Genomic DNA, 24,759 nt, shown 5'->3' with positions numbered 1-24,759 from the left:
CGGGGCTAAATCTGTGCTCCGATCATAGAGCCCACGATATGGGTGACAGTCATTGCAATTACTCCCCAAAAGGCAACGCGTAGGGCCGCTTTCCCCATTGGTGCCCCTCCGAGCTTTGCTCCGGCTGCGCCGAGCATCAGGAGCATTGCAACCGTTGTGATCGCGACCAAGTAAGCAAGTATGCCGCTCGGCGACACTAAGGAAACCACTACTGGAGGAAGCCCGCCTACAATGAATGCAACCGCTGAGGCCAGCCCTGCTTGTATCGGGTTGGCTGAGTTTACCTCCGAAAGACCAATTTCTTCGCGGACATGTGTCCCGATCGCGTCGTAGGCGGTCATTTCATCAGCAGCTTTGATCGCTGTGGCCCGGCTCATCCCGCGAGAAATCAAAATCTCCCTAAGTTCTTCAAGCTCGCCACCGGGATTCCGAACAAGTTCTGCTTTTTCCAGCGCTATATCAGCTTTTTCAGTATCCGACTGTGAACTGACCGACACATATTCTCCGGCGGCCATAGACATTGCGCCTGCTACAAGCCCGGCGACGCCCGCCAGCACAATCTGTGATGACGATGTCGCTGCCGCTGCCACGCCGACAATCAAGCTTGAGGTCGACAGCAATCCGTCGTTCGCGCCTAGTACAGCCGCTCTTAACCAGCCTGAACGTCCCGAGTAGTGTTTCTGATCATGCGCCTCCTCAACCATCGGAGCTATCCTTTTCAAATGTCATTGCAACGCGCAGGCCGGGCTTATTATCGCTCAGCTCGATCTCTCCATCATGCATGTCGACGATTGCCGCGACCAAGCTTAAACCCAATCCGTTTCCGGGTGTCGTCCTGCTTGTCTCCAGCCTATAAAGGCGTCTCAGCACATTTTGCCGTTCATTAGCGGGCACGCCTGGTCCGGTATCACTAACCTCAAGGCACACTTTGTCAGCCTGCGTCCTAACAGCAACCTTGATCGAGGCCCCTGCTGGTGTATGGCGCAAGGCATTTTCAATCAGATTTGCCAGCACTTGGCCAAGCAACCCCTTTTCCCCCGAAATCATTGCCGTGCCACCATTCGGCAGAACGGCTTCAATTCGATGGCTGGTTTCTTCTGCAGCGGGCTCATAGACCTCGACAAATGTTGCAGCCAGAACGCCTAGATCCACGGGTTGGAATCTGCTCTTCGGGCTCCCGCCTTCGATCTGAGAGATTTGCAGCAATGATTGAAACGTCGCGACGATGCTGGCCGTCTCTTGCCCTGCGTCATTCAAAATGGGTTCCAGCTTTTCGGGCAAGTCTGGCATCTCGCGGGCCTTGTTCAACAGCACCGCAACGCGCTGAATAGGCGTCTTCAAGTCATGCGCGATATCCGCGGAGACTTGCCTGAGCGCATTGACAGAAGATTGCTGCGCGGCTGCCATACTGTCGACCAAGCCTGCAATCGAAGATAGATCATCTTCGCGACCAACCATGGTCCTGACGCGTGCTGATAAATCGCCCGCAGTAAGCTGCTTCAGCGCTCCACCAATAGCATCTATGCGTCGTCCGCTTCGCCGCGATATGAGCAAACCAGCGGTCAGTGCGATAACGGTGGTAGGAAGAACGCTGAGAAAAAGGATGTTGAGAAAGAGCTCTCCCAGATCCTCGATCTGAGAACGGCTGTTGGCGACCGTCAGCTGTCCGCCGTAGAGGTTGGAGGTCAGTGCAAGATAGGGACCTTCTGAAAGCTCGTGCTCATCTGGCAGCGAAAGAATACGAAACCCTTCGTTTGAACGTGAAACCCTAACGTTACCGGAGTATTTTCCATCTGCTGTGACGTAGCTGAGGATGCGCCGTTCAGGATCCGTGACGGCAGCTTCGGCTGCGATTAACCGGGCGACGGCGCTTGATGAAGCGGCTGCCTGAAAACCAGCAAGCTCTTGTCGTAAATCTGCTTCCATTGATTTGTTGAAGGAATCCCGAATGACTAGGTAGGAAGCGCCGAGACTAAGTAGGCTGACAAATGCGAATAGGACTACGAGCGCCAGTGCGAGACGTAACGGTGTAGACCTGAATAGGGTTCGGGAACTCTCTAGGAAGCTTGTCATTCTTCGATCCGGTAGCCAGCGCCCCTGACCGTTTTGATCAACTCCACTTCATATGGTTTATCGACCTTCGCACGTAGCCGGCTGATGTGGGTTTCGACAACGTTGGTCTGAGGATCAAAGCTGATGTCCCACACCGCTTCCAACAACATTGTGCGGGTCTGAACCCGACCTTTGCGTCGTAAAAGGTGCTCTAGCAAAGCGAACTCTCTCGGCAGCAGGTCAATAGGCTGCCCTGCACGTGTCACCTTCCGCCGAACCAGGTCCATTTCCAGATCACCTGCGCGCAGTACTATTTCATCCTGTGTTCCACGCGGTCGCCGGGCTAGTGCCGCAACCCGGGCGGATAATTCTCCGAAGGCGAATGGTTTCACGAGATAGTCGTCACCGCCTGCATTAAGGCCCTCTATTCGGTCATCGACACCGCCCAAAGAGGTCAGGAATAAAACCGGTGTCTGATTTTTTGTGCCTCGCATCGTTTTGACGACCGACACACCGTCTAATCCGGGCAGCATACGGTCAACAATGAGAATATCATAACTCGTGGTGCTGGCTTGCAGCAAAGCATCCTTGCCATCTGTCATCAAATCAACAGTATGTCCCTCTTCGCGGAGGCCTTCGGCAACGTAGTTCCCGGTCATTTTGTCGTCTTCGACCACAAGAATTTTCATCATTTATGTCCGTGAGTTTCTGATGGCCCCGTAATCGAGGCCATCAGCAGTCTTACACCTTTATCAGATGTATGCGACTTACTTGTCATTGTCGTCGTTAGTTTCGTTCTCGCCATCGTCGTCTGTTTCGGCGTCGTTGTCGACGTCATCATTCTGATCCTCAGCGTTAACTGTCATCGAGTTGTCAGCCAAAGTGTACAGAACTTCCTGTTCGGACCCATCCGCCATGACGACTTCGAATTCGACAACACCGTTCCCTTGAGCTTCGTCATCAAACTCGGCTTCCATGACTTTGCCGCCAGTTTTGGTTTCAACGTCCGCGACGACGGCTGCGACCTTGGGATTGGCCGTCAGGAACTGCTGAAGTTCTTCGGCCGATTTTGCATCGGATTGGCTTGCAGCATATGCCATCGATCCCGCAAGAACCGAGAGGCCGACAAGACCGGAGGTGGCGGCGAGTACTAGTTTGTTACGTTTCATTTTCGTCTCCTTGGTGTAGGGCGGGACCATCCCGTCCGATGAGACTGATTTAGGAGGCGTCATTCTCGAATGACTGACTGTTGAATTACATCTATGTAAGGTTGGAAATTCCGTTTTGCACAAACGGGTCTGCCCATTAAACGGAATCCCAGTGCTTACCCAGACCCGGAGCCCTACAGCCTATCTGCCACTGTTCACAGGAATGGCACTGGTTTTGGATGCTTAAACGACCAGCGGCGGGGAACTTCCCCGCCGCTGGTGTGCTTGTAGAACTGATTTTAGAGGGAGGCAGGCTGCGCCTTAAATGGCCCGACCGGATCAGCTTGTGCGCGTTTCTCGGCTTCGGCTAGAATACGGGGTGCAGCCAGGCGCAGAGCAAGCGCGAATGCCCCGCCGAGCACGATCGCGAAACCAATGGCCATAATCCCAAAGCCGAACCCGGCGAATACGATCACGGCCAAGAGCATACTTGCCAGAATAGATTTAATACGTTCCATAGGTCAGATCTCCTTGTTTCTTGTCCTAAGGATATGGGTGGCATCCCGTGTCGCGGCCTGACGGCAACAATACAACGATGTAATAAACTACGGCTCCGAGTTTTCGGGCAACCAAGATATTCCAGCACGCAGATACAGTCGCACCGAACAGAGCGCCCCAAGTCATGAAAGCGGTGCATTACACAGATTTTTGTCAGCGACAGACTAGGCAGCGATGATAGGAAGTCGGCATGTTGCCTGGACCGTTGGAAGTGGCTGCCCCGGGAGCGCAGAGGTAAAATGCGCTGTAGGCTGTGTCGACCTGAGTTATTGAGGAAACGAATGTGATCGAAAAATTTCAAGAGCACGCGTCAAACGAGAGAACCTATCTATCGTGGATCAGAACCGCTGTCGCAATTGCAGGCTTCGGAATTGTTATTGAACGATTGCCGAGCAACGCGAATAGTACATGGACAGGGCTGGCATTGGTGATCTCCAGTGCGGTGCTTGTGGCCCTCGCATCGTTGCGATTTTTGGTTATCCGGCGACAGATTGAGCGTTCAGATGCGGGGCGATCCATGTTCGGCGCAATCGAAGTTCTGTTTTCCTCGATGTTGGCAGTACTGCTGTTAACAGTCTTTGTCTTTCTGCTCGGGCTTGCGCGCGGGGGCTGACGTTGGCAACGATTTCACGACGACATTTTGGTATGCAAAGGGGATTTCAATATCTTCCGTATCGAACCGTTTTTTGATCGCTTCAGTGAGGTCGTATTTGACGCCGGCCCCGATCACGGGGTCAGGGCACCAAACTCTCAGAGTTAAGTCGACACTGGACGGGCCGAGCAATACCACCGGGCATCCTGCCACCTCTTCTACCTGCGGGTGAGCCTCTGCAAGTTCCAATGCGAGCGTTCGGGCTTTGTCGATATCCGTGTCATAGCCGATAGAGAACGGCACGATTGCCATTACCCGCGGGTGTACTGCGGTCAAGTTGACCATCACAGTGTTGGAAATTACCGAGTTCGAAATGATCACCCGCCGGTTATCGAAAGTTTGCAGGATTGTGTACCCAAGTGAGACATCCTCGACGACTCCCGTTTCTAGCCCCGTCGGCGCGTTGATCTGAATGCGATCCCCAAGGCGAAATGGACGGTAAAAGATGAGGCTGAGGCCCGAAACGAAATTTGCGAGCGTCGATTGAGCGGCAAGTCCGATCACGATCGAGGCAACAGATACACTGGCTAACAGTGCGGTACTCAGGCGGTCCAGCGCCGGAATCATATGGGCATAGAGCATCATGATTATGAGCCAGACAAAGACACTTGCCACCTTGGAGAGAAAGCGGGCAGCCATACGGTCAATGCGTTGATCACGATCGCGTTCTATCACCAACCAGATTGCGCGATGTAGCGTCCACGATAGAAGCAATCCGCCAACCCAGAACAGAATAGCCAGGGCGAACGCCCCGGACCATGTATCTGGATGAAGTTTCACGAGCCAAGACTGTAGCGATTGCCAATTCATTCCGCACCTCCGCCTTCACTATTGACCAAGGAGATGCTTTTGAAAACACTGGTGAAATACTAGGGAGATTCATATCGACTATAAATCACGATTTCGGAGCGCGAAGCGACTTGGTCTTTTTAGGCGGCGAAGTCGTCCGGTTGGTGGATCTCCGGTTGAGATTACAGCGCCACAGAACGCCCTTCCAACAGAGATCACCACGCATATCTACGGCGCAACGACATACGAAGTGCAAGACCGGCTGCTGCCCGCGCAAGTGGGGCAGTTCCGTTGGATTGACATTGTCGGGCTTGAGAATGACGCGGAAATCTCGAAATTAGCTCAGGACTTGGGTCTCAGTGATCTTTCGATCGCGGATCTATTTCACCTGGACCAGCGTCCCCACACAGATATTGATGGCGATCTCGTTCAAACCGTTTTGCGCATGCCGGTCAGAAACCAGCCGTTCACAGATCAGATTACACTTGTTCTGGGGCAAGATTTTGTTCTGACGCTACGCGAACAGCGCCGCGACTGTCTTGATGGCGTTCGTAAACGCTTGGCTGGCGGCAAGGGGCGCATACGTAATTCCAGCGAGTATCTTTTTTATTCTCTCTGCGATGCAGTGGTCGAAAGTTTCTTTCCTGTTCTGGAAGAACAGGGCGATTTGATCGAGGCTTTGGAAGAACGCATTTTGCACAATCCCAGCGATGGTGCGATGCGCAACATCCATATGTTAAAACGCGATCTTTTGGTTTTGCGACATGCGATTTGGCCGATGCGTGACGCGTTAACCATACTTCAGCGCGATGACACGCCCCAGATAAACACAGATTTGCTGCCCTACTTGCGGGATTGTTCTGACCATGCCTTTCAACTTCTCGATATGGTAGAAGTCTATCGCGAAACCGCGCAAGGCCTCGTCGACTTGCAACTGTCGTCGCTTTCCAATCGAATGAACGAAGTTATGAAGGTCTTGACGATGATCGCGACAATATTCATCCCGATGACCTTCATTGCAGGTCTGTACGGTATGAACTTTGATCGGGCATCACCTTACAATCTACCCGAACTGGGTTGGCGTTTCGGCTATCTTTACGCCATCGGGCTAATGGTCATTTCCGCCGCTGTCATGTTGTTCACATTTTGGCGGCTTGGCTGGATCTTTGGTCGGTCTGGCGCTGATCCAAATGCTGCCCCTCCAGACGCTGACTAGCCGTATGGCACAATCAGTCCGGGTGCGCAGCTGACGCGGATGCTTTCCATTACCAATCCGTAATCTCTCCGTCAGGTCGGAGTAGATCCATTTGACGTAGCTGTGCCCCAGACACTTAGGGTGCCGCCTAGGATCTAGGATGCGGTAGCCAGAGACTTGGGAAGAGTAAGCATGTTCGATATCATTACAACTTGGATGAGTGGTCTCGGACATGTTGGCGTCGCTGCTCTTATGCTTGCCGAAAACGTGTTCCCCCCGATCCCGTCAGAGCTGGTGATGCCCCTTGCTGGATATCTATCGGCAGAGGGTCAACTCTGGCTACCTGCGGCGATATTCGCCGGCACCATCGGCTCTGTTTTAGGTGCGTTGTTTTGGTATTACATCGGCATCTGGATCGGCGAGGAGCGGTTACAGCGGTTCGCCGCACGGCACGGTGCCTGGCTTACGCTTTCTCCAAAAGACGTGGACAGCGCAGGGACGTGGTTTCGCGACTATGGCTGGCGCGCGGTCTTTTTCGGCCGGATGATACCGGGCGTGCGTACGCTGATTTCGGTTCCTGCCGGAATGGCACGTATGCCGCTGAGACCTTTCCTGATTTTCACGACACTCGGCAGTTTGATCTGGACCGGCTTGCTGGCTGCGGCGGGTTTTTTGTTGCAAGCACAGTATGATGCCGTGGCGGCTTGGGTTGATCCGGTTTCGACACTCGTGATAGTGGGCTTGATCGGCGTCTACATTTTTCGGCTGATAAAGCAGTTCATGCGCCGATGAGAGCACGACGCCAGTTGATGCGCCAAAATCAAGAGGCTACCCTCTGCCGTGCGGTCGTCAGGGAAGTCTAAAAATGCCAGATCGCTCGTCATTTCAGCGCTGTATGCAGGCGGTGGAAGTTTTGAGAATGTGCCAGATATAAAGGGGCCGCAGTGTCGATTTCGCAGTTCGTACGATCAACCGGAATTTGGACGCGGATCAAGCCGATCGCGCCGTATATTCTGACCGCGGGATTGTTCGCGCTCGGGGCTTTTGCCCTTTACCACCTGTTGAAGCCAGTAAGCTTCCGGGAGGTTATGGATCAGGTCCGTGGAACACCCTGGCACATCATCGCGCTGGCGCTTCTGGCAATGTTCACGGGCTACGCCGCGCTGATTGGGTATGATTGGTCCGCCTTAAGGTACATTGGCAAGAAGCTACCCTTTCCAGTTGTGGCGACCGGAGGGTTTCTTGGATATGCTCTTGGAAATACGTTGGGGGCTGGCCCGGTGACCGGCGGTGCCGTGCGCTATCGTATCTATTCATCACTAGGGCTTACAGCATACGATATTGCAGCCATCGCGGTTTTTGGATCTTTGTCCTTCGGTCTTGGTGCGACGATTGTCGGATTCGGGGCGCTCGCCTACCACCCATTTGCTCTGCAGTCCCTTACATCAATCAGTCCGCAAGTCCTCAGATGGGTCGGTATCGTGGCTTTGATCGTCTCACTCGGTTTGTTGGCGGCACTCGCTATCCGAAAGTCAGAGATGACAGTGCGCGGGCACAGCTTTCAGACACCTTCATTGGGGTTAATGACGGGTCAATTGCTGTTCACCGCCCTTGATATCCTCATGGCTGCGACTGTTCTCTATCTTCTGTTGCCGCCCAACGATATGGGGTTTGCCACATTTCTCGCTGTCTTTGCGGCGGCCATTTTTGCAGGCGTTGCCAGCCATGTGCCTGGCGGTGTCGGTGTGTTCGAAACCATCATTATCACGGCCCTCCCCGCCTCTGTTCCCGTCGATCAGGCGGCCGCCGGACTACTGTTGTATCGTTTGATCTACTATCTTGTGCCCTTCGGGCTCGCCCTTGTTCTTCTGGCGCTGACCGAACTGCGCATGGCAAGCACGAAGGTCCAGTCACCACACATGAAAGCTCTCGCGCCAGTCTTCGGTGCGGTTAGTTCAATTGTGCCGCTGGCCATGTCGGCCATGATCTTCGCATCTGGCGTTTTCATGCTTTTTTCAGCGGTCATTCCCGCGTCAAGCGAGGTTGCTGAAGACATGGAACTGCTCCTTCCATTGGGGTTTGTCGAAGGCGGCGCGTTACTGTCCAGCGCCATCGGCGCGGCCCTTCTTATCATTGCGCATGGCATGATGCGGCGTATCGAAGGCGCTTGGTGGCTGGCCATCGGGTCATTGGCGATCGGGATAGTTGCATCGCTATTTCACGGCCTTGATTATGAACGGGCGCTCATCCTATTTGTGATGATCTTTATCCTGCTGCCTTGTAAGCGCGAATTCTACCGGAGCGCGCGATTGACAAGAAGCCCCTTGTCGCTTCGTTGGGCTTTACTGTTGGGGTCAATAATCGTTGCGGGGCTCGGCGTTTATTTTTTCGCCTATAAGGCAACAGCTTATAGTCATGAACTCTGGTGGCAGTTCGCTGCAGATCAATCCGCGCCACGGGCAACGCGCGCAGGGCTAGTCGGCGCGCTTCTTATTGGCCTCTTCGCGCTTTTGTCCGCTTTGCGGCCACCAAAGGTAGCCGCAGAACTGGCCTCCGCTGAGGATACGGCGCTGGCGCGTACAATCATTGCAACACAAGCCAACCCGGACGCGAACTTTGCCCTGACAGGGGACAAGTCATTGCTGTTTTCCGATAGCGGCCGATCTTTCCTGATGTACAGGGTCCAGGCCCGGTCGTGGATCGCGCTTGGCGATCCCGTGGGTGACCCGAACGAAGCGGCTCAATTGGCATGGGAGTTTGTAGACGCAGCCAACGCTGCAAATGCGCGTCCGGTATTCTACGAGGTTGCGGCGGATAATCTGGCCCTCTGGGCCGAGATGGGACTCGCCATGCACAAAATGGGTGAAGAAGCCGTGGTGTCCTTGTCCGACTTCTCGCTCGAAGGCAGCCACCGCAAGAAACTTCGCACCGCGTACAATCGCGCGGGCCGCGATGGGCTTAGTTTCGAGATGATGAATGCACCCGTAGACGATGCAACCATGGATGTGCTGCAACAGATTTCGGATCAGTGGCTGGAGGACAAAAATAGCTCTGAAAAGCAGTTTTCCGTCGGTCGCTTTGATAAAGATTATCTGCGTCAGTTCCCTATCGCCGTTGTACGCCATGACGGGCGCATCGTGGCCTTTGCCAATGTCCTGAGGACCGAGATAAAAGAGACCGCCACTATAGATCTGATGCGGCATGTCAGTGATGCCCCCTCGGGCTTAATGGATTACCTTTTCACCACTTTGATGCTGTCATTGAAAGAGGACGGGTTTTCCAAGTTCAGCCTAGGAATGGCACCTCTGTCGGGCCTTGAAGGCCGACGGGGTGGTCGTTGGACAACGAAATTGGGGGCGCTTGTCTATCGACACGGTGGGCACTTCTACAACTTTGATGGATTGAGAAACTTCAAAGACAAATTTGATCCCGAATGGGAGCCCCGGTTCCTTGTCGCTCCTGCTCGGGCAAACATACTGCTTATCGCCACCGACGCGGCTGCGCTGATCGCAGGTGGCATGCGCAAGGTTGTCGTTGTGAGTTGAAGCAACCATGTTTCGCACCGTCAAAACAGAATGGCTTTACCAGTGCCAATCGGATTGTACAGTCATTTGGCGCGCCAAAGGATTGGGTGGGCTTCATTTAGGGAAAAAAAAAAATGATAAGATAAATGGGCCGCGACCAACCGGATCTAGATCAATCGCTTTCTCTCAACCTTTCCGGAAAGGTATCCATCCGAACAAAACCCACTTGAAAGCCAAAGGGGCGACTAACTTTCTTCAGGGTTTCGAGCGTTGGATTGCCTTTCCCGTTTTCCAGATCAATAACTTGCTTCCGAGTTAAGCCGAAATGGCGGGCGAATTCTGCCTGCGTCATATCGATTGTGACCTGCCCCCCCACCAACCATTGGAATAATAGCCATGAGCAGGTTCAAGTTGAACTCGCTGGCGAGCGTCGGTTCACCGTTCTTGTTGTAGAAGGCAGGCATCGATCTACTCCGTCGGCATCCGACTTGCAGTAGTTTCAGGAGAACATCTTGATCAAAACCACGCTTTTTATGCAGAACGCCAAGGGATCTACTGCTGTCATTGGGCTTGCCAGAGTACGTTCTTGGTGTGCCGAGATGGTAGAGAAGCGATCTCGCCCTTTGATACTCACGCGCTCTTGAGCTGACTGCCACCTGACAGAACCGAGTTGTTATGATGGTTCCTTCGTCGCTAAAGTCCTGAAGGGCTTCAAGGAACTGCCGTAAATAGGATTTCCTAACTGCGTATCTATCGGGACTCGACGGCTTCCAGCGCAGCCCTGTCGGGTCCCCACCGTCCCTTAATATTGTCCCTCTTGATACGGCGAGAAGGAAGTTTCGGACCAGCATATGCTGGTTAATTGCACCGCCAAAGCCAAAGACGACCAGGCGGCCGCGCAAGAGACGCAGCCCACCGCTGAAACTGCCCCCGCGCAGTCGTCTCAGGTCGCCGCCCCTGCGCAGAAAGCGCAAGCCCCCGCGGCGGAGGCTCCGGCCCCCGTCGCCCCAACCCCGGTTGCCACCTCGGACGCCGAAGACAGCGGCATGAGCGAGGCGCAAGCCCGCGCCGCAGCCGAAGCCCGGATCGAAGCCGCACAGGCCCGCAGCCTGATCGACTCGATCGCGCCGGTCAGCAGCTCGCCCCAGCAGGCCAGCAAATCCTACCTGTCGGCCCTGCTGAAATCGAACGCGCCAACAGAGGCCGCATCAACGGCCAAATCCGCCGCTGAGCCCGTCGCCGACAAGGCCGACAAGGCGCTGAAAGCCGCCGCGTAACCCACGCAGCCCCGCCGCGCCCGAACACCCTTCGGGCGCGGCGCATGGTTCACAGCCAGGACATACATCAAAACGCAGGCGCTGAGGCGCGCGAATTATGTATGATTATCAATAAGTTGAAATGGTGCGGGTGAAGGGACTCGAACCCCCACGCCATAGGCGCCAGAACCTAAATCTGGTGCGTCTACCAATTCCGCCACACCCGCATTGCGCGTTCACTATCAAAGAAATTTCCCAGTGGCGAGGGGGAAAAACGCGCATGACGTATAGTTTTTGTCACCTGCCACGCGTGCCTGCACCCGACGGCCGCTAGAGATCCAGCGCCTTGAAGACGCGAGGGATTTCTTCGACCAGATCTTCGGCGATCAGCCCCGGTCCGAACTGACGCGCGGCCTCTACATGCAGCCATGTCGCGTATTGCGCCGCCTCGAAAGGCGCGATGCCGCGGGCCAGCAGACCGGTGATCATGCCCGACAGCACATCCCCCGCGCCTGCGGTGGCAAGCCACGGGGCCGCGCGATCGCCCGTGCCGTGATGCGCCGTGACGCGGCCGTCGGGATGCGCGATCAGGGTGGTCGCCCCCTTATACAGAACAACCGCCCCCGCCTTTTGCGCCGCCATCAGACAGGCCTGCGCCTTATCGGCGTCACTCTCGGATATGTCCTTGAAAAGACGTACGAACTCTCCGCCATGCGGGGTCAGCACACAGTGCGGGCCAAGGCGCTCCCACAGGGTGGGCTCCTGCGCGATCAGGGTCAGCGCGTCGGCGTCCAGCACGCAGGGCTTGCCGCATTCAAGCACTGCCCGCACCAGCGCCACATGGGCCGGTTTCAGCCCCAAGCCCGGCCCGATGCACAGCGCCCGCACACGTTTGTCACCGGCCAGTTCTGCCAGATCCTCGGGGCCTGTGACGCGCGACAGCATCAGGGCGGTGATCTGCATCGCCACCTCCATCTGCGCGGCGGGCGGTACGGCCAGCGTGACCAGCCCCGCCCCCATCCGCAACGCCGCACGCCCGGACAGCCGCGCCGCACCCGTGCGCCCGGCCCCACCGGTCACGACAATCGCGTGCCCGTGATCGAACTTATGCCCCTGCCCCTTGGCCAGTTGATCAAAGTCCAGCGTGTCTGCGGTGATGGCAGTCGGTTGCATGGCAGCCCCTTTCTGGTCCGTCTTTTGCCCAAAGATAAACCACCTGCCCAAGCGATAGCCAAGCCTGCCAGCACATCGATTTTCAAACTGCACAGATTTTAATCGCGACGCACATAAAACAGCCGATGCGCACAAATTTTCGCCTCTTCCGGTGGACTCCATCGCGCGTCTGGTAGACCGTCGGCCCGCACGGTGAGATGACACCGATGTAGACCGAAAATCACCCGTCTGGCAGGGAGGCCTCAGATGAAAAAGATCGAAGCTGTAATCAAGCCGTTCAAGCTTGATGAAGTCAAGGAGGCGCTCCAAGAGGTTGGCGTTCAGGGCCTTAGCGTTATCGAAGTCAAAGGCTTCGGGCGTCAAAAGGGCCATACAGAATTGTACCGTGGCGCTGAATATGTCGTGGATTTTCTGCCCAAGGTAAAAATCGAGATCGTGTTGGACGACGATCAGGTAGACGCCGCCATCGAGGCCATCGTATCGGCCGCGAAGACCGAAAAGATCGGCGACGGCAAAATCTTCGTCAGCCCCATCGAACAAACAATCCGCATCCGTACCGGCGAGACCGGGTCAGACGCGCTTTAATCGAATTTCCGAGATTCAAGAAAAGGATATCATCCAATGAGCACCAAGGACTTCCTGAAGAAGATCAAGGACGAGGACATCGAATACGTTGATGTACGTTTCACCGATACACGCGGTAAACTGCAGCACGTGACAATCGTCTCCGATCTTGTTGACGAAGATTTTGTCGAAGAAGGGTTCATGTTTGACGGCTCCTCCATCGCGGGTTGGAAAAGCATCGAAGCCTCCGACATGAAGCTGATGCTCGACACGGACACCGCTTATGTTGATCCGTTCTATGCCGAAAAAACCATCTGCGTGCACTGCTCTGTTGTAGAGCCCGACACAGGCGAAGCCTATGAGCGTGACCCCCGCGGCACCGCGCAAAAAGCCGAAGCCTATCTGAAATCCTCGGGCATCGGCGATGTGGCCTATATGGGTCCGGAAGCCGAATTCTTTCTGTTCGACAACGTCAAATTCTCGAACTCGATCAACAAGGTATCCTACGAAGTTGATGCGTCTGACGCGTCCTGGAACACCGACACCGACTATGAAATGGGCAACATGGGCCACCGCCCGGGCCTCAAGGGCGGCTACTTCCCCGTGAACCCCACGGACGAAGCACAGGACCTGCGCGCCGAAATGCTGTCGACCATGAAACGTCTTGGCATGAAGGTCGACAAACACCACCACGAAGTGGCGTCCTGCCAGCACGAACTGGGCCTGATCTTCGGCACGCTGACCGAACAGGCGGACGAGCTGCAGAAATACAAATACGTGATCCACAACGTGGCGCACGCCTATGGTAAATCCGCAACCTTCATGCCCAAGCCAATCTATGGCGACAACGGCTCCGGCATGCACGTGAACATGTCGATCTGGAAAGACGGCAAGCCCCTGTTCGCAGGCGACAAATATGCCGACCTGAGCCAGGAAGCGCTGTATTTCATCGGCGGCATCCTGTCCCACGCGAAATCGCTGAACGCCTTCACCAACCCGGCGACCAACAGCTACAAGCGTCTGATCCCCGGTTTCGAAGCCCCCGTTCTGCGCGCCTATTCCGCACGCAACCGCTCGGGCTGTGTCCGTATCCCATGGACCGAATCCCCCAAGGCAAAACGCGTAGAGGCCCGCTTCCCCGATCCGGCGGCAAACCCCTACCTGTGCTTTGCCGCGCTGCTGATGGCCGGCCTTGACGGGATCAAGAACAAGATCGATCCGGGCGAAGCCATGGATAAAAACCTCTATGATCTGCCCGCCGAAGAACTGGCCGATATCCCGACCGTTTCCGGTTCCCTGCGCGAAGCGCTGGAAGAGCTGCAGTCGGATATGGATTACCTGCTGGCCGGTGACGTCTTCACCAAAGACCAGATCGAAGGCTATATCGAACTCAAGATGGAAGAAGTGCACAAATACGAGCACACCCCCCACCCTGTTGAATTCGGCATGTACTACAGCTGCTAAACGGCGGCCTTCCCCCCGCACGGGTGGCCAGACCAACAGCAAAGGGCGTCCCTATCGGGGCGCCCTTTCGCTTGGAATGCGTCTTGCTATTTGAAGTTCGAAACAGCTGAGCTAGAGTCAGCCGAAGTTTCATATAGTCAGAGGTTATTTCATGCGCCCCACCAAACGTCTTGCCACGGCACTTATGCTTTCTTTGGGCTTCGCCGCCCCAGTTGCAGCGGCCCAATGTGGCAACAACGCGGGAGGCTTCGACGCCTGGAAACCCGCCTTCGCGAAAGAGGCCGCCGCCGCGGGTGTCGGTCAACGGGGGCTCGATGCACTGGCCAACGCGCGCTATGCCAGCAGCACCATCGCCGCCGACCGCAACCAGAAATCCTTCAACTATTCGCTCGATAAATTCATGCAGGTGCGCGGTGCCGATACGATCGTCGCCCAAGGTCGCAAGCGCAAAGGCCGCAATGCAAGCTTCTACCAGTCACTCGAAGCGCGCTACGGCGTGCCAGCGGGGGTGATCATCGCGATCCACGGGATGGAAACCGCCTTTGGTGGCTTCATGGGCGATACCTCGGTGGTGTCTGCGATCACAACGCTGACCTATGACTGCCGCCGCTCCGATTTCTTTGCCCCCCACGCCATCGGCGCGCTGAAGCTGGTTGATACCGGCGCGATCAACGGCGGCACCAAAGGCGCAAAACATGGCGAACTTGGCCACACCCAATTCCTGCCCGGCAACGCCCTGCGCTATGGGGTGGACGGTAACGGCGACGGCCGCGTTGATTTCTACAACCAGACCGATGCGCTGGCTTCGACCGCGAACTTCCTGCGTCAGAAAGGCTGGCAACCCGGTGCCGGCTATCAGGAAGGGCAAACCAACTTCAATGTGATCAAACAGTGGAACGCTGCCGGCGTGTACCAGAAAGCCATCGCCATTATGGCCGCCCGCATCGACGGCTAACCCCTCGAAAGTAAAAACAACCGCCACGCGCGCGCCGGTCCTGCGGCGCGCGCGTTTTGCTTCCAAATGGCTGAAAATCCTCGCCGAAGGCATCCGCCCCGTGCCACCCGCACCGCCCCATTGCAATTGCAGCACCCAAGCGCCATATAGCGCCCATAGGGAAAGGCCCCTGCCGTCCGCATATCGGTGAAGTCCTTGATCAAGAACACACCTTCAATCTCGCGGATTGACGGGCAACGCGGACCCCCTTCGACTTTTGCGAGAGCAGGAGTGTTATGATGACAACCCAAAACCATCCCACCGCCGTACCTTCGGCTGATGTGCTGAAATCCCAAGCCAAACGGCTGCGTGCGGACCTTGCAGCCCAAGGCACAGCACTGTCCCATGCGGCGACGCTGGAAATGGTGGCCCACCAATGGGGCGCGCGCGACTGGAACACGCTGAGCGCGCAGGCCGCGGCCCCTGCGCAGGGCTGGACGCCCGGGGACCGCGTGCAAGGCCGCTATCTTGGCCATCCCTTTACCGGCGTGGTCAAGGCGGCGCGGCTATCGGGCAGTGGCATGTGGTCGCTGACCCTGCGCTTTGACACGGCCATTGACGTTGTCACCTCGCCCCTGTTCAGCAACATGCGGCGGCAGATCAATGCGGTGGTCGATGCGCAGGGGGTTTCCCCGCGCAAGACCTCTGACGGTCAGCCGCATCTGGTCCTGACCTAGCGCCATCACTCCCGAACCATCGCGCCTGTCTGGGTTCGCTCAGGCAGGCGCATCTCCGTCGCGCACCACATAGGTGTGGATCGTAAAGACGACCGCATCGCTTTCGGGCAGACGCAGGATGCACTGCCGCTCTGACCGGATAAAGGGCATGTCGCTGCCTGTCTCGCGCCGCCGCGGCTGGTGCAGATCCGCATCCGCATAGCGCAGCTTGTTGAACCGCCACAGGGGCCGCCCTGCCCGCACGCCATCAAACAGACGTTGCACGCGCCGCGCGATGTCGGCGTCATATTCCTCGACCGGGGTGTGAATACCCGTCAGGGGTCGCTCTATCTTATCCGCCAGCCGCCAGTTCGCCGGAAAGCACAGTGCCGCAGCGGTCAGCACATGTTCATCGCCGCGTTTTTGCAGGATGCAAAGGTCTTCTTGCACCAGATGCGCCAACGTCCACAGCGGTTGCGACCGGTCCAGCGTGACCTTGCGCCCGTCAGGACAGACCACCGCATCCGCCCCGAGGGTGAAACCGAAGCGCGGCAGAAGGGTCAGCGCCTGGGACAACAGCTCTGCCGCGGCGGGTCTGGCGGCCTCGCTTTGGTAGAAAACAGCCTCGGGTCGTTCCGCCAGCAGCGCTTCGCGGTAGACCATCTGCGGCGCGTAGGCTTCGTCCATCAGCAACCAGTCCTCCGCCCCGCAAGGCCCCGTGCCCGGCAATCCGGGCGTGCCGGTTTGCGCGTCCGGTAGTCTGGTTTGCAATATCACGGGCATGAGGTCTCCTTTTTTGGTCAGCGGATGAGCGCCAGCCCGGGGGGCAGCCGGTGCGAAACCGGCGGTGTGGCGCATAGGCCCGCTATCGGGGCGCAGCCTGCTACGGGCCATGCCTTCGGCGAGGATTTAGGGCCACTTGGAAGCGGGTGTCAGTTCTTCAGAGCGTCTTGTAGCGCCGGCAGGAAGCGTTGTTCGTAGTCACTGCCGACCAGCGGACCGGCGTAGCGGAACAGAACCGTGCCGTCGCCTGCGATGATGAACGTCTCTGGCGGGGCGGTGACGCCCCAGTTGATGGCGGTGCGCCCCTGCGGGTCAAAGGCGACGCCTTCGAAGGGGTTGCCATCATTGGTCAGGTAGCTGGTTGCGGGGCCTATCGTGTCTTTGAAGTTGACCCCGATGATCGACAGCCCCTGCGCCTGCATATCAAGCAGCTGCGGATGTTCGGCGCGGCAGGGCGGGCACCAGCTGGCCCAGAAGTTGACCAGCGTCACCTCGCCATTGGTCAGCACATCCGGTGCCGCGGCGGGAAACCCTTCCAGTGGTTTTTCCGGCAGCGCGGGGGCCATCTGCCCCACCAGCGTCGAGGGCAGCCCTTCGGGATCGGGGCGGAACATGCCAAAGGCGGCGAGTGCCACGAAACCGGCGAAGACCAGCGGTGGCGCGATCATGAGCGGAGAGATTTTAGCCATCTTTACGGGCCTCTATATCAGCAAGTGTGGCGCGGGCCTTGCGCCCTTTGTTCAGGCTCAGCCCCACCAGCCCCGCCAGCAGCAGCAGCGACACCCCATAGGCGGCCAGCACCTCGGCGGCGTATTTCCCAAGTTCCGGCATCATGCGCCCCTTTCGCTGCGCGCCAGCAGCGCGCGGGCGCGGCGCAGGCGGATTTCGGTCCCTGTGCGGTACAGAACCAGCGCCAGAAACAGCAGGCCAAAGCCGACCATACTGAACAGCAGAGGGTAGAAAAACACATCCGACACGGTACGGCCGCCGGTGGCCAGCGGAACAGAGGTGCCTTGATGCAGCCCCTGATTCCAGAACTTGACCGCATAGCGCGACAGCACCGCAAAGACCGAGCCTACCAGACACAGGACCGAAGTCAGGTCTGCTGCGGTATCGGGGTCCTCGACCGCTTCCCACAAGGCGATATAGCCAAGGTAGAAGAGGAACAGGATCAGAAAGGACGTCAGCCGCGGATCCCATGCCCACCAGGTGCCCCACATGGGCTGCCCCCAGATCGCACCGGTGATCAGCGCGATCACTGTCATGGTGACGCCCACAGGGGCCGCCGCCTTGGCCGCGAGGGCGCTGACGTGATGCCGGCGGATCAGCCAGACCAGCGAGGCCACAAGCATCATGAACCATGCGTTGATCGCCATCAGCGCGGCGGGCACATGCAGGTAGATGATCTTGACCGTCGATCCCTGACGGTAATCATCCGGCGTGCCGAAAAAGCCCCAGCCCAGACCGACCATCAGACACAGCGCCGCCCCCCCCCAGACATAGGGTTGCACGCGGGCCGAGAGGCCTAAAAATTTCACCGGATTGGCGTATTCCCATAAAGACATGGCGGGGTTCTATCGCTCCGTTTCCTGGCACTCAATGGTCAAAAGCACACACTCACCTTAAGGTCATCCGCAGCACCGCGGCAGAGGCGAAGGGCATGAGCGCGATGGTGCCAAAGGTGATGCCGGCGAGTAGTGTCAGCGGGGTCGTGGCATCCAGCCCCATTGCGCCGCGGCGCGCGGCCTCTGCCCCGAAGATCAGCGTCGGCACATAAAGCGGCAGCACCAGCAACGACATCAGCAACCCGCCGCGTTTGATGCCCACGGTCAGCGCCGCGCCAAAGGTGCCGATCACCGACAGCGCGGGCGTGCCCAGACCCAGCGAGGCCACCAGCCACAGATACCCCGCGGGCGCGAGGTTCAGCATCACCCCCAACACAGGGGCCGCCAGCACCAGCGGTAGCCCGGTCGTCACCCAGTGGGACAGCGCCTTGACGCTCAACGCCGCCTCAAGCGGCAGCGGTGCCGTGGCCAGCAGGTCCAGCGTGCCATCCTCGTAATCCAGCGCAAGCAACCGGTCGAGCGAGAGCAGGCAGGCCAGCAGCGCTCCCAGCCAAAGCACACCGGGCGCGATGGTCCCCAACAGATCCGGTTGCGGCCCGACCGAGAAGGGCACCAGCACGGTGACAATCAGGAAGAACGCCAGCCCGAGGCCAAAGCCCCCGCCCGCCCGAAAGGCAAGCATCAGGTCACGGCGCAGCAGGGCGATCACAGGAAAGCCTCGTCACTGGCACCGCTGCGCTGTGATGGTTTGGCGCGAAACGGGGTGATGTCAAAGCTATGCGCCTTCAGGCCAAGGTCGATATGGGTCGCGATCAGCGCCGTGCCGCCGGCCTCCAGATGCGCCGTCACCGCCGCGGCGAAAAGCCCGACGGCGGCGGCGTCCAGCGACACGGTCGGCTCGTCCAGCACCCAGATGGGCCGCCCCGTGACCATCAACCGCGCCAGCCCCAAGCGCCGCTTTTGCCCCGCAGACAAGGTGCCCGCCAGCCGGTCTTGCAGCGGCTTAAGGTCATAGGCGGCCAATGCGTCAGAGATATCGCGTTGCCCGAAGACCTGCGCCCAGAATGTGAGGTTTTCGCGCACGCTCAGCATCGCTTTCAGCCCGTCGGCGTGCCCGGCGTAGGCGATGGTTTCCTCTGCCCCGTCGATCTGCCCCGACAAGGGCGGTTGCAGCCCCGCGATGCAGCGCAGCAGCGTGGTCTTGCCCGCCCCGTTCGGCCCACGCAGGATCAAGGCAGCCCCCGGTTCGATCGCAAAGGACACCCCGTCCAGCACGGGCACACCGCCGCGCGCGACGGCAAGGTCGGTGACACACAGGGTCATATCAGACGGGGATCATGGCCAAGGCGATGCGACGGCCTTCGCTGAGCAGGACGTTATATGTCCGCGCCGCAGCGGGGGACGACATGACATCAACCCCGATGCCCGCATCTTCGAGCGTGCTGCGCAGGTCGGCCGGGATATGCGCAATCTCGGCCCCGGTGCCGATGAACAGGATGTCGATCTTGCCCGCCAGCGCCAGCAATGGTGCGTGATCATCGAAGCCCTGCCACGCAGAAACCCCAGAGGTGCCTGCGATCATAGGCCCTTCGAACACCGTGCCGCCAATGCGGAAGAAACCGGGGCCATAGCCTTCGACGGGTTTGGCATCCGAATACACGACCTCGTTCAAACGCATGATGTTCTCCTTCTCGCGGGGGCTGCGCGATCATAGCGGATCACGCGCGGACAATACAGGTCAACTGGCGGTGAAATGGGGCGGGCCCTATGGGCAAAGCGTCGCGCCCGATGCGTGCGCGGAACGGTGCTGCCAGCAAGGGGTGCCCCGCTGGCAGCGAAATACATTACGCGTCAATGTTGGCGTATTGGCCGGTGTTGTTGTCTTTCTTGGACCAGTCGCGTTTGACGCCCAGAAACAGCACGACGTTCTTGGCCACATAGACCGAAGAATAGGTGCCCACAACAACGCCCCATGTAATCGCGAAGACAAAGCCACGGATCACATCGCCGCCCAGAACCAGCAGCGCGATGAGCGCGAGCAAGGTGGTGCCCGATGTCATCAAGGTACGGCTCAGGGTCTCGTTCACGCTGAGGTTCATGATCTCGCGCAGGTCGCGTTTCTTGTATTTGCGCAGGTTTTCACGCAGGCGGTCAAAGATCACCACGGTGTCGTTGATCGAATAGCCGATGATGGTCAGGATCGCCGCGATCACCGCCAGATCGAACCGGATCTGCAGGGCCGAGAAGACGCCGATGGTCAGCACCACATCGTGGAACAGCGCCGCGACCGCCCCGACAGAGAACTGCCATTCGAACCTGAGCCAGATGTAGATCAGGATCGCCCCGAGGGAGGCAGCAACCGCCAGAAACGCAGTCTGGATCAGCTCGCCCGACACTTTGGGGCCAACAGATTCGACCGAGGTGAAGACGATATTCGGGGCCACGGTTTTCAACGCTTCCTCGACATTCTGGATCATCTCGGGGGATGCGGCCTCTTCGCCCTCCTGGGCCTGGATGCGGACCATCGCGACATGTTTGGTGCTGTCGCTGGCAGGGTCAAACACCTCTGAGATGGACACATCGCCAAGCTCCAGCGGTTCCAGCGCCGTGCGGTAGGCCGCCACGTCCACGGCTGCGTCACTTTGCGTGCGCAGGGTCGTGCCACCGCGGAAGTCAATGCCGTAGTTCAGACCCATGGTGAACCACACGGCCAAGGCCAGCAGCACCGCCACACAGGACGCGCCAAAGGTCAGTTTGGCGTGTTTGAAGAAGTCGATATTCGTATCGTCGGGGATCAGTCTCAGCCGCATGGTGCGCGTTCCTATACCGTGATTGTCTTGGGACGGCGGCGTTCAAACCAGAACACCACGATCAGACGTGTGACGAAATACGCCGTAAAGACCGACGTGACGATGCCAAGCCCCAGCGTCACCGCGAACCCGCGCACAGGGCCGGAGCCAAGCACAAAGAGGATCGTCGCAATGATGAAGGTGGTGATGTTGGCGTCCAGAATGGCGCTAAGCGCGCGTTCATAGCCAAGGCTGATAGCGCGGGCCGGTCCCTTGGCGGTCTTGAGCTCTTCGCGGATGCGTTCAAAGATCAGCACGTTGGCGTCCACCGCCATACCCACTGTCAGAACGATCCCCGCGATACCGGGCAGGGTCAGCGTGGCACCAATCAGGCTTAGCAAACCAAAGATCATGCCGACGTTGATGATCAACGCGATATTGGCAAACAGCCCGAACAGCCCGTAGCTGGCCCACATAAAGAACAGCACCGCGCCAAAGGCGACGCTGGTCGCGATCTTGCCCGCGTCAATGCTGTCTTGACCCAGTTCCGGCCCGATGGTGCGTTCCTCGACAAAGGTCAGCCCCGCAGGCAAGGCCCCTGCCCGCAGCAAGACGGCCAGATTGGTGGATTCCTCGACCGTGAAGTTGCCGGTGATGATGCCTGACCCGCCGGGGATCGCGCTTTGGATGGTGGGGGCGCTGATGACCTCGTCATCCAGCACAATGGCGAAAGGCGCGCCGATGTTCTCTGCCGTGTAGGTGCCGAACTTGCGCGCGCCGGTGGTGTCAAAGCGGAAGCTGACAGCGGGGCGGCCGTTCTGGTCAAAGCTGGGCTGCGCATCGACCAGCTGTTCGCCGGTTACGACGGGCGCGGTTTCGATGATGTAGAAGACACCGGGCGCTTCGGCGTCGGGCAAAAGCGAATTGCCCAGACCCGGTGCCGCGTTTTCATTGGCACCACGGTTCACCACGGGGTTGAACGTCAGCTGCGCGGTGGTCCCGATGATCGCTTTCAGCTCTGCGGCCGACCCGATGCCGGGCACCTGAATAAGGATACGGTCCGAACCCTGACGCTGGATCGTGGGTTCGCGTGTGCCCACCTCGTCGATGCGGCGGCGGATGATTTCCAGCGACTGCTGCATCGTGCGCTCGTCCGTGGCTTGTTTCTCGGCATCGGTCAGCGTGATGGTGATGATGTCATTGGCACCGTTTACCACGATGTCGTTTTGCCCTGTGCCCGTCAGCGACTGCACGGGGCGGGCCAAGGCACGGGTCGCCTCTAAAGCTTGTGCCATGACAGAGGCATCGTTGATGCGCACGCGCAGCTCGCCCTTGGGGGCGTCAACGCGGCGGACCGGCGTGATCGAGCGTAACGCATCGCGGACCTCGGGCCAGGCGGCTTCCATCCGGTTGGCGTAAACGTCTTCGACATTCACTTCGGCCAGCAAATGGGCCCCGCCGCGCAGATCGAGGCCAAGGTTGACCAGACGTTCCGGCATCCACTCGGGCCAAAGCGCCTTTTGCGCCTCAAGCTCGGGGGTGGAGCCAGCAACGCTGATCGCCTTGACCGCATCATTGTGCTGTTCGACGGGACCGTAAAACGCATTGGGCAGCGCCAGCCACAGGCCAGCGGCACAGGTGAGGATGATCAACACCCGTTTCCACAGATCAATCTGAAGCATGGTACTGCCCTTTTCTCGACACGCCCGAAGGGGCGCTTACTTGGCTGGTTCGGTCTTGGAGACGACGGTGGCGATGGTCGATTGCACAACGCGCACTTTGACGTTGTCGGCCAGTTCGACTTCCAGCTCGCCGTCATCTTTGACTTTGACGACTTTGCCGATCAGACCGCCAGCGGTGACCACTTGATCGCCACGACGCAGACCGTCCACCATTGCCTTATGCTCTTTCACCTTCTTTTGCTGAGGGCGGATAAGCAGAAAATACATGATCGCGAAGATCAGGATCAGGGGTACAAATTGCTGAATGGCTTCCATGGAGGTCGTCCTTTGTGTTGGGCGCATGCCGCAAACGGCCTGCCGTCTAAGTTTGGCGGAACCTATGGTCAGACGCGGGGCTTTGCAAGGTGGGTTCCGGGGGGAAATGGCGCTGCCCGGTGTCGCAGCCTGCAATAAGCTGTTTGCGCAAGCATCCAAGGGCCGGATCCCTCCCCGGCGCAACCACATCTGGCACCGCGATCCACAATCGGGCATAACGCGCGCAACGCAGATCATGCGACTCGGACGACAAAGGAACAGCCCATGCACGACATCAAAGCCATCCGTGAAAACCCCGATGCTTTCGACGCCGCCCTCGCACGGCGCGGCGACACCCCTGTAAGCGCGCAGGTACTGGCACTGGACGAGGCACGGCGGGCCAAGATTTCAGCAGCGGAAACGGCGCAGGCCGAGCAGAACAAGGCCTCCAAACTGGTGGGCGCGGCCAAGGCCAAGGGCGACGAGGCCGAATTCGAACGTCTGCGCACATTGGTCAGCGACAAGAAGGCCGAAGTCACCGCCATGCAGGCAGAGGCCAAGGATCTGGACGCGCAGTTGACCGACATGCTGGCGCGCATCCCCAACCTGCCCGCCGATGATGCCCCCGATGGCGCGGACGAGGCTGACAATGTCGAAGTGAACCGCTGGGGCGATGTGCCGGCGTTTGATTTCAAGGCGAAAGAGCATTTCGAGATCGCCAGTGTCGCGGCGTCAATGGATTTCGAAACCGCTGCCAAAACCTCCGGCGCGCGCTTCGTGATGCTTAAAGGGGCCGTGGCGCGGATTCACCGTGCGCTGGCGCAGTTCATGATCGACACCCATGTGGATGAAAACGGGCTGACCGAACATATGACCCCCGTGCTGGTGCGCGACGAGGCGATGTATGGCACCGACAAGCTGCCCAAGTTCGGCGACGACAGCTATCAGACCACAAACGGCTGGTGGCTGATCCCCACCTCCGAAGTGACGCTGACCTATTCGGTCGCCGGTGACGTGCTGGAAGAAGCCGCCCTGCCCCGCCGGATGACCGCCCACACCCTGTGCTTCCGCTCCGAGGCGGGCAGCGCGGGCCGCGACACCTCTGGCATGCTGCGCCAGCACCAGTTCGAGAAGGTCGAGATGGTATCGGTCACCCACCCCGATCAATCGGACGACGAACAAAAGCGGATGCTGCGCTGTGCCGAAGACATGCTGGAACGTCTGGGCGTGCCTTACCGCACCGTGATCCTGTGCACCGGTGACATGGGCTTTGGCGCGCGCCGGACCTTTGACATCGAGGCATGGCTCCCCGGTCAGAACGCCTACCGCGAGATCAGCTCTGTCTCGACCACGGGGGATTTTCAGGCGCGTCGGATGAACGCACGGTTCAAACCCGCAAATGGCGGCAAACCGCAGTTCGTGCACACGTTGAACGGGTCCGGTCTGGCCGTCGGGCGCTGCCTGATCGCGGTGCTGGAAAACGGCCAGCAGGCCGATGGGTCGGTCAGACTGCCCGACGTGCTGGCCCCCTATCTGGGCGGCAAGACCACTTTGGGCGTTGACGGCACGCTCAGCTGATTGAACGCGGGGATCATCGGGCTATCTGAGGCGAGAACCACTT

Annotated in this window: 28 protein-coding genes and 1 tRNA gene; 10 read left to right on the top strand and 19 right to left on the bottom strand. The window is 58.5% G+C overall.

Annotation, left to right across the window (positions count from 1 at the left end; translation table 11 throughout):
- Positions 1-5 precede the first annotated feature (5 nt).
- From C1J04_RS07805 to C1J04_RS07785, 5 genes are all read right to left on the bottom strand, one after another.
- Positions 6-704: a VIT1/CCC1 transporter family protein gene (locus C1J04_RS07805; RefSeq protein WP_009826679.1), complete on the bottom strand. Its 699-nt coding sequence runs from the start codon at positions 702-704 to the stop codon at positions 6-8.
- Complete coding sequence (locus C1J04_RS07800; RefSeq protein ID WP_254655169.1) at positions 697-1,926, bottom strand: sensor histidine kinase; 1,230 nt, start codon at positions 1,924-1,926, stop codon at positions 697-699. The genes C1J04_RS07805 and C1J04_RS07800 overlap by 8 nt, the downstream gene beginning before the upstream one ends.
- Before the next feature lie 143 nt (positions 1,927-2,069).
- Positions 2,070-2,741 (bottom strand): winged helix-turn-helix domain-containing protein, encoded by a 672-nt coding sequence (locus tag C1J04_RS07795; RefSeq protein ID WP_037954675.1) that lies wholly within the window; start codon positions 2,739-2,741, stop codon positions 2,070-2,072.
- Positions 2,742-2,819: 78 nt separating this feature from the next.
- Entirely contained in the window at positions 2,820-3,221 is a 402-nt protein-coding gene (locus tag C1J04_RS07790; protein ID WP_114865406.1) for a hypothetical protein, read from the bottom strand.
- A gap of 278 nt (positions 3,222-3,499) precedes the next feature.
- A complete protein-coding gene (locus tag C1J04_RS07785; RefSeq protein ID WP_037954330.1) occupies positions 3,500-3,718 on the bottom strand; it encodes a hypothetical protein in 219 nt (72 codons plus the stop codon).
- A gap of 323 nt (positions 3,719-4,041) precedes the next feature.
- Here C1J04_RS07785 and C1J04_RS07780 point away from each other — a divergent pair, with 323 nt between their 5' ends.
- Positions 4,042-4,371 carry a YidH family protein gene (locus tag C1J04_RS07780; RefSeq protein ID WP_083779642.1) on the top strand — a complete coding sequence of 110 codons (330 nt, stop codon included), beginning with the start codon at positions 4,042-4,044 and terminating at the stop codon, positions 4,369-4,371.
- On the opposite strand, the gene C1J04_RS07775 is transcribed toward C1J04_RS07780, so the two are convergent.
- A complete protein-coding gene (locus C1J04_RS07775; RefSeq protein ID WP_009826674.1) occupies positions 4,327-5,220 on the bottom strand; it encodes a mechanosensitive ion channel family protein in 894 nt (297 codons plus the stop codon). The two genes, C1J04_RS07780 and C1J04_RS07775, sit on opposite strands and share 45 nt — an antisense overlap.
- Before the next feature lie 229 nt (positions 5,221-5,449).
- Here C1J04_RS07775 and corA point away from each other — a divergent pair, with 229 nt between their 5' ends.
- The 3 genes from corA (at position 5,450) to mprF (ending at position 9,939) form a co-directional block, all read left to right on the top strand.
- Complete coding sequence (gene corA / locus C1J04_RS07770) at positions 5,450-6,415, top strand: magnesium/cobalt transporter CorA (RefSeq protein WP_009826673.1); 966 nt, start codon at positions 5,450-5,452, stop codon at positions 6,413-6,415.
- A gap of 171 nt (positions 6,416-6,586) precedes the next feature.
- Positions 6,587-7,186, top strand: a complete 600-nt coding sequence (locus C1J04_RS07765; RefSeq protein WP_009826672.1) for a DedA family protein — start codon at positions 6,587-6,589, stop codon at positions 7,184-7,186.
- A 152-nt stretch (positions 7,187-7,338) separates the two neighbouring features.
- Positions 7,339-9,939 carry a bifunctional lysylphosphatidylglycerol flippase/synthetase MprF gene (mprF, locus tag C1J04_RS07760; RefSeq protein WP_009826671.1) on the top strand — a complete coding sequence of 867 codons (2,601 nt, stop codon included), beginning with the start codon at positions 7,339-7,341 and terminating at the stop codon, positions 9,937-9,939.
- Positions 9,940-10,090: 151 nt separating this feature from the next.
- Here the strand turns inward: mprF and C1J04_RS07755 are convergent, their stop codons facing one another.
- A complete protein-coding gene (locus tag C1J04_RS07755; RefSeq protein ID WP_009826670.1) occupies positions 10,091-10,270 on the bottom strand; it encodes a helix-turn-helix transcriptional regulator in 180 nt (59 codons plus the stop codon).
- 499 nt (positions 10,271-10,769) lie between these two features.
- Here C1J04_RS07755 and C1J04_RS07750 point away from each other — a divergent pair, with 499 nt between their 5' ends.
- Positions 10,770-11,195 (top strand): hypothetical protein, encoded by a 426-nt coding sequence (locus tag C1J04_RS07750; RefSeq protein WP_009826669.1) that lies wholly within the window; start codon positions 10,770-10,772, stop codon positions 11,193-11,195.
- 122 nt (positions 11,196-11,317) lie between these two features.
- Here the strand turns inward: C1J04_RS07750 and C1J04_RS07745 are convergent.
- Positions 11,318-11,401, bottom strand: a tRNA-Leu gene (locus C1J04_RS07745).
- A gap of 103 nt (positions 11,402-11,504) precedes the next feature.
- A complete protein-coding gene (locus tag C1J04_RS07740) occupies positions 11,505-12,347 on the bottom strand; it encodes an NAD(P)H-hydrate dehydratase (RefSeq protein ID WP_037954328.1) in 843 nt (280 codons plus the stop codon).
- 246 nt (positions 12,348-12,593) lie between these two features.
- Here C1J04_RS07740 and C1J04_RS07735 point away from each other — a divergent pair, with 246 nt between their 5' ends.
- The 4 genes from C1J04_RS07735 (at position 12,594) to C1J04_RS07720 (ending at position 16,046) form a co-directional block, all read left to right on the top strand.
- On the top strand, positions 12,594-12,932 hold the full coding sequence (locus C1J04_RS07735; RefSeq protein ID WP_005852659.1) for a P-II family nitrogen regulator: 339 nt from the start codon (positions 12,594-12,596) through the stop codon (positions 12,930-12,932).
- Between the two features lie 36 nt (positions 12,933-12,968).
- Complete coding sequence (gene glnA / locus C1J04_RS07730; RefSeq protein ID WP_114865326.1) at positions 12,969-14,375, top strand: type I glutamate--ammonia ligase; 1,407 nt, start codon at positions 12,969-12,971, stop codon at positions 14,373-14,375.
- A gap of 151 nt (positions 14,376-14,526) precedes the next feature.
- Positions 14,527-15,330, top strand: coding sequence for a lytic murein transglycosylase (locus C1J04_RS07725; protein ID WP_009826665.1), 804 nt, complete (start codon positions 14,527-14,529; stop codon positions 15,328-15,330).
- 278 nt (positions 15,331-15,608) lie between these two features.
- Positions 15,609-16,046, top strand: coding sequence for a glyoxalase superfamily protein (locus tag C1J04_RS07720; RefSeq protein WP_235183773.1), 438 nt, complete (start codon positions 15,609-15,611; stop codon positions 16,044-16,046).
- Between the two features lie 39 nt (positions 16,047-16,085).
- Here the strand turns inward: C1J04_RS07720 and C1J04_RS07715 are convergent, their stop codons facing one another.
- From C1J04_RS07715 to yajC, 10 genes are all read right to left on the bottom strand, one after another.
- Entirely contained in the window at positions 16,086-16,808 is a 723-nt protein-coding gene (locus C1J04_RS07715) for a heme-dependent oxidative N-demethylase family protein (protein WP_037954325.1), read from the bottom strand.
- Positions 16,809-16,957: 149 nt separating this feature from the next.
- The gene (locus C1J04_RS07710; RefSeq protein ID WP_005852653.1) at positions 16,958-17,497 is read right to left on the bottom strand and encodes a DsbE family thiol:disulfide interchange protein; all 540 of its coding nucleotides are present in this window, start codon (positions 17,495-17,497) and stop codon (positions 16,958-16,960) included.
- The gene (gene ccmD, locus C1J04_RS07705) at positions 17,490-17,639 is read right to left on the bottom strand and encodes a heme exporter protein CcmD (RefSeq protein WP_107277682.1); all 150 of its coding nucleotides are present in this window, start codon (positions 17,637-17,639) and stop codon (positions 17,490-17,492) included. Before ccmD ends, C1J04_RS07710 begins: the two co-directional genes overlap by 8 nt.
- Positions 17,639-18,373 (bottom strand): heme ABC transporter permease, encoded by a 735-nt coding sequence (locus C1J04_RS07700; protein ID WP_009826660.1) that lies wholly within the window; start codon positions 18,371-18,373, stop codon positions 17,639-17,641. The genes ccmD and C1J04_RS07700 overlap by 1 nt, the downstream gene beginning before the upstream one ends.
- Positions 18,374-18,425: 52 nt before the next feature.
- Entirely contained in the window at positions 18,426-19,082 is a 657-nt protein-coding gene (ccmB, locus tag C1J04_RS07695; protein WP_009826659.1) for a heme exporter protein CcmB, read from the bottom strand.
- Positions 19,079-19,696: a heme ABC exporter ATP-binding protein CcmA gene (gene ccmA, locus C1J04_RS07690; RefSeq protein ID WP_009826658.1), complete on the bottom strand. Its 618-nt coding sequence runs from the start codon at positions 19,694-19,696 to the stop codon at positions 19,079-19,081. Before ccmA ends, ccmB begins: the two co-directional genes overlap by 4 nt.
- Before the next feature lies 1 nt (position 19,697).
- Positions 19,698-20,051, bottom strand: a complete 354-nt coding sequence (locus C1J04_RS07685; RefSeq protein ID WP_009826657.1) for an Mth938-like domain-containing protein — start codon at positions 20,049-20,051, stop codon at positions 19,698-19,700.
- Between the two features lie 166 nt (positions 20,052-20,217).
- Complete coding sequence (secF, locus tag C1J04_RS07680) at positions 20,218-21,183, bottom strand: protein translocase subunit SecF (RefSeq protein WP_009826656.1); 966 nt, start codon at positions 21,181-21,183, stop codon at positions 20,218-20,220.
- Between the two features lie 11 nt (positions 21,184-21,194).
- The gene (secD, locus tag C1J04_RS07675) at positions 21,195-22,844 is read right to left on the bottom strand and encodes a protein translocase subunit SecD (RefSeq protein WP_009826655.1); all 1,650 of its coding nucleotides are present in this window, start codon (positions 22,842-22,844) and stop codon (positions 21,195-21,197) included.
- A 36-nt stretch (positions 22,845-22,880) separates the two neighbouring features.
- Positions 22,881-23,159 carry a preprotein translocase subunit YajC gene (gene yajC / locus C1J04_RS07670; RefSeq protein WP_005852640.1) on the bottom strand — a complete coding sequence of 93 codons (279 nt, stop codon included), beginning with the start codon at positions 23,157-23,159 and terminating at the stop codon, positions 22,881-22,883.
- 264 nt (positions 23,160-23,423) lie between these two features.
- Between yajC and serS the strand changes: the two genes are divergently transcribed.
- On the top strand, positions 23,424-24,716 hold the full coding sequence (gene serS, locus C1J04_RS07665; protein WP_009826654.1) for a serine--tRNA ligase: 1,293 nt from the start codon (positions 23,424-23,426) through the stop codon (positions 24,714-24,716).
- The last annotated feature ends 43 nt before the right edge of the window (positions 24,717-24,759 follow it).

The sequence above is a fragment of the Sulfitobacter sp. SK025 genome, assembly GCF_003352105.1.
In the GTDB taxonomy this organism is placed as follows: domain Bacteria; phylum Pseudomonadota; class Alphaproteobacteria; order Rhodobacterales; family Rhodobacteraceae; genus Sulfitobacter; species Sulfitobacter pontiacus.
Note: the sequence above shows the minus strand (reverse complement) of the source record. Positions and strands in the feature narration are given on the sequence as shown.